Origin of the sequence: Castellaniella hirudinis (genome assembly GCF_042651965.1) — a bacterium.
GTDB classification, from domain to species: domain Bacteria; phylum Pseudomonadota; class Gammaproteobacteria; order Burkholderiales; family Burkholderiaceae_B; genus Castellaniella; species Castellaniella hirudinis.
The window spans coordinates 1-5,025 of sequence record NZ_JBHSDY010000013.1 but is presented as its reverse complement, the minus strand read 5'-3'; the positions used below and the strand labels follow the sequence as shown (position 1 = coordinate 5,025).

The window sequence follows — 5,025 nt, the reverse complement described above, 5'->3', positions numbered from 1 at the left end:
CGGGATGCTTTACACATGCAAGTCGAACGGCAGCGCGAAGGAAGCTTGCTTTCTTTGGCGGCGAGTGGCGAACGGGTGAGTAATGTATCGGAACGTGCCCAGTAGCGGGGGATAACTGGCCGAAAGGTCAGCTAATACCGCATACGCCCTACGGGGGAAAGGGGGGGATCGCAAGACCTCTCACTATTGGAGCGGCCGATATCGGATTAGCTAGTTGGTGGGGTAAAGGCCTACCAAGGCGACGATCCGTAGCTGGTTTGAGAGGACGACCAGCCACACTGGGACTGAGACACGGCCCAGACTCCTACGGGAGGCAGCAGTGGGGAATTTTGGACAATGGGGGGAACCCTGATCCAGCCATCCCGCGTGTGCGATGAAGGCCTTCGGGTTGTAAAGCACTTTTGGCAGGGAAGAAACGGCCCGGGATAATACCCTGGGCTAATGACGGTACCTGCAGAATAAGCACCGGCTAACTACGTGCCAGCAGCCGCGGTAATACGTAGGGTGCAAGCGTTAATCGGAATTACTGGGCGTAAAGCGTGCGCAGGCGGTTCGGAAAGAAAGGTGTGAAATCCCAGGGCTTAACCTTGGAACTGCACTTTTAACTACCGAGCTAGAGTACGTCAGAGGGGGGTAGAATTCCACGTGTAGCAGTGAAATGCGTAGAGATGTGGAGGAATACCGATGGCGAAGGCAGCCCCCTGGGATGATACTGACGCTCATGCACGAAAGCGTGGGGAGCAAACAGGATTAGATACCCTGGTAGTCCACGCCCTAAACGATGTCAACTAGCTGTTGGGGTTTATTAACCTTAGTAGCGCAGCTAACGCGTGAAGTTGACCGCCTGGGGAGTACGGTCGCAAGATTAAAACTCAAAGGAATTGACGGGGACCCGCACAAGCGGTGGATGATGTGGATTAATTCGATGCAACGCGAAAAACCTTACCTACCCTTGACATGTCTGGAAGATTCAAGAGATTGAATTGTGCTCGCAAGAGAACCGGAACACAGGTGCTGCATGGCTGTCGTCAGCTCGTGTCGTGAGATGTTGGGTTAAGTCCCGCAACGAGCGCAACCCTTGCCATTAGTTGCTACATTCAGTTGGGCACTCTAATGGGACTGCCGGTGACAAACCGGAGGAAGGTGGGGATGACGTCAAGTCCTCATGGCCCTTATGGGTAGGGCTTCACACGTCATACAATGGTCGGGACAGAGGGTTGCCAAGCCGCGAGGTGGAGCCAATCTCAGAAACCCGATCGTAGTCCGGATCGCAGTCTGCAACTCGACTGCGTGAAGTCGGAATCGCTAGTAATCGCGGATCAGCATGTCGCGGTGAATACGTTCCCGGGTCTTGTACACACCGCCCGTCACACCATGGGAGTGGGTTTCACCAGAAGTAGGTAGCCTAACCGTAAGGGGGGCGCTTACCACGGTGAGATTCATGACTGGGGTGAAGTCGTAACAAGGTAGCCGTATCGGAAGGTGCGGCTGGATCACCTCCTTTAAGAGCTCACAGCAACGCTTGTGATTGAAGCGCTCACGCTTATCGGCTGTTTGGTACATGGTCTGAAGTCCAGGCCTGCATGAAAAGCAGACTCAAGGGGTCAGTAGCTCAGTCGGTTAGAGCACCGTCTTGATAAGGCGGGGGTCGATGGTTCGAATCCATCTTGACCCACCACGGTTCATTGTCGGGGCGCAGCCCTGGTGATGGGTTCTGGGGGATTAGCTCAGCTGGGAGAGCACCTGCTTTGCAAGCAGGGGGTCGTCGGTTCGATCCCGTCATCCTCCACCAGCGCTTGGCGCGGTGAATTGAGTTGGACAACAGATCTTCAGTCAAGAGTGTCTTGGCAACCCGATGGGTTGTTCAGGGTGCTGCTGACTGAACGGGTTTTCTTCGGAAAGCCCATCAGTACCTTGTTCTTTAACAATCTGGAAGAAGCACAACAATGTAAATATCATGATCGACTTAATTGTCGTGATGGGTAATTTACGGGTTGTGATTGCAAAATCAATTGTTCAAAAGTTCTTAAGATTCAATCAAGAGAAGTTCGCAAGAACGGATACTTGATGAGCCTTTAATGGAATTGAACGGCACAAACACGCAAACTCAAGTGTTCCTGTAATCTGCAAAGTTATAGGATCAAGCGAATAAGTGCATATGGTGGATGCCTTGGCGATCACAGGCGATGAAGGACGTTGTAGCCTGCGAAAAGCTGCGGGGAGCTGGCAAACAAGCTTTGATCCGCAGATGTCCGAATGGGGAAACCCACTCCAGCAATGGGGTATCGTTATCTGAATACATAGGGTAACGAGGCGAACCGGGTGAACTGAAACATCTCAGTAGCTCGAGGAAAAGAAATCAACCGAGATTCCGGTAGTAGCGGCGAGCGAAACCGGAAGAGCCTTGACGATTTAGCATAATCGATAGTCGAACGGTCTGGAAAGGCCGGCCGCAGCATGGTGATAGCCCTGTAGACGAAATCGAATATGTGGAACTAAGCGTCAGACAAGTAGGGCGGGACACGTGAAATCCTGTCTGAAGATGGGGGGACCATCCTCCAAGGCTAAATACTCGTGATCGACCGATAGTGAACCAGTACCGTGAGGGAAAGGCGAAAAGAACCCCGGAAGGGGAGTGAAATAGATCCTGAAACCGTATGCATACAAACAGTAGGAGCCTCCTTGTGGGGTGACTGCGTACCTTTTGTATAATGGGTCAGCGACTTACATTCAGTGGCAAGCTTAACCGGATAGGGAAGGCGTAGCGAAAGCGAGTCCGAATAGGGCGATTCAGTCGCTGGGTGTAGACCCGAAACCAGGCGATCTATCCATGGTCAGGTTGAAGGCACGGTAACACGTGCTGGAGGACCGAACCCACTAACGTTGAAAAGTTAGGGGATGAACTGTGGATAGGGGTGAAAGGCTAAACAAGCCTGGAGATAGCTGGTTCTCTCCGAAAACTATTTAGGTAGTGCCTCACGTATTACTGCCGGGGGTAGAGCACTGTTATAGCTAGGGGGTCATGGCGACTTACCAACCTATGGCAAACTCCGAATACCGGCAAGTAGCAGCGTGGGAGACAGAGCACCGGGTGCTAACGTCCGGACTCAAGAGGGAAACAACCCAGACCGCCAGCTAAGGTCCCTAAAACGGGCTAAGTGGGAAACGAAGTGGGAAGGCATAGACAGTCAGGAGGTTGGCTTAGAAGCAGCCATCCTTTAAAGAAAGCGTAATAGCTCACTGATCGAGTCGTCCTGCGCGGAAGATGTAACGGGGCTAAGCCAGTTACCGAAGCTGCGGGTGTGTACTATGTACACGCGGTAGGAGAGCGTTCTGTAAGCCTGCGAAGGTGGCTTGTAAAGGCTGCTGGAGGTATCAGAAGTGCGAATGCTGACATGAGTAGCGATAAAGGGGGTGAAAAGCCCCCTCGCCGTAAGTCCAAGGTTTCCTGCGCAACGTTCATCGGCGCAGGGTGAGTCGGCCCCTAAGGCGAGGCAGAGATGCGTAGCTGATGGGAAGCTGGTTAATATTCCAGCACCGTCGTGAGATGCGATGGGGGGACGGATGGCAGAAGATCATCGGGGTGTTGGATGTCCCCGTTGCTGCATCATAGAAGGCGCTTAGGTAAATCCGGGCGCGTAATTCAAGGGTGTGGCTGGACAGGAACTTCGGTTCCTGGACTGATTGGAAGTTGTCCCAGGAAAAGCCTCTAAGCTTCAGTCTCACGAGACCGTACCGCAAACCGACACAGGTGGACGGGATGAATATTCCAAGGCGCTTGAGAGAACTCAGGAGAAGGAACTCGGCAAATTGATACCGTAACTTCGGGAGAAGGTATGCCTTTGTAGGGTGATGCGCCTGCGCGCAAAGCTCGAAGAGGCCGCAGAGAATCGGTGGCTGCGACTGTTTATTAAAAACACAGCACTCTGCTAAGACGAAAGTCGACGTATAGGGTGTGACGCCTGCCCGGTGCCGGAAGGTTAAGTGATGGGGTGCAAGCTCTTGATCGAAGCCCCGGTAAACGGCGGCCGTAACTATAACGGTCCTAAGGTAGCGAAATTCCTTGTCGGGTAAGTTCCGACCTGCACGAATGGCGTAACGATGGCCACACTGTCTCCTCCTGAGACTCAGCGAAGTTGAAATGTTTGTGATGATGCAATCTACCCGCGGCTAGACGGAAAGACCCCATGAACCTTTACTGTAGCTTTGCATTGGATTGTGAACCGGCCTGTGTAGGATAGGTGGGAGGCGTTGAAACTGTGTCGCTAGATGCAGTGGAGCCAACCTTGAAATACCACCCTGGTCTGTTTGCGGTTCTAACCTTGGCCCGTTATCCGGGTTGGGGACAGTGCATGGTGGGCAGTTTGACTGGGGCGGTCTCCTCCTAAAGTGTAACGGAGGAGTACGAAGGTACGCTAGGTACGGTCGGAAATCGTGCTGATAGTGCAATGGCATAAGCGTGCTTGACTGTGAGACTGACAAGTCGAACAGGTGCGAAAGCAGGTCATAGTGATCCGGTGGTTCTGTATGGAAGGGCCATCGCTCAACGGATAAAAGGTACTCTGGGGATAACAGGCTGATTCCTCCCAAGAGTTCATATCGACGGGGGAGTTTGGCACCTCGATGTCGGCTCATCTCATCCTGGGGCTGTAGCCGGTCCCAAGGGTATGGCTGTTCGCCATTTAAAGAGGTACGTGAGCTGGGTTTAAAACGTCGTGAGACAGTTTGGTCCCTATCTGCCGTGGGCGTTGGATATTTGACGGAGCCTGCTCCTAGTACGAGAGGACCGGAGTGGACGTACCACTGGTGTATCGGTTGTCATGCCAATGGCATTGCCGAGTAGCTACGTACGGAAGAGATAACCGCTGAAGGCATCTAAGCGGGAAACTCGTCTGAAGATTAGATATCCCGGGGGCTTGACCCCCCTGAAGGGTCGTTGTAGACCACAACGTTGATAGGCTGGGTGTGGAAGCGCAGTAATGCGTGTAGCTAACCAGTACTAATTGCCCGTGCGGCTTGATCCTA

General features: G+C 53.0%; 2 tRNA genes and 2 rRNA genes. All 4 read left to right on the top strand.

Annotation, left to right across the window (positions count from 1 at the left end):
• Positions 1–1,504: ribosomal RNA gene (locus tag ACFO0J_RS17940) — 16S ribosomal RNA — on the top strand; the annotation flags it as partial.
• 97 nt (positions 1,505–1,601) lie between these two features.
• A tRNA-Ile gene (locus ACFO0J_RS17935) sits at positions 1,602–1,678 on the top strand.
• A gap of 38 nt (positions 1,679–1,716) precedes the next feature.
• Positions 1,717–1,792, top strand: a tRNA-Ala gene (locus tag ACFO0J_RS17930).
• A 346-nt stretch (positions 1,793–2,138) separates the two neighbouring features.
• Positions 2,139–5,024 (top strand): 23S ribosomal RNA (locus ACFO0J_RS17925).
• Position 5,025 lies beyond the last annotated feature (1 nt).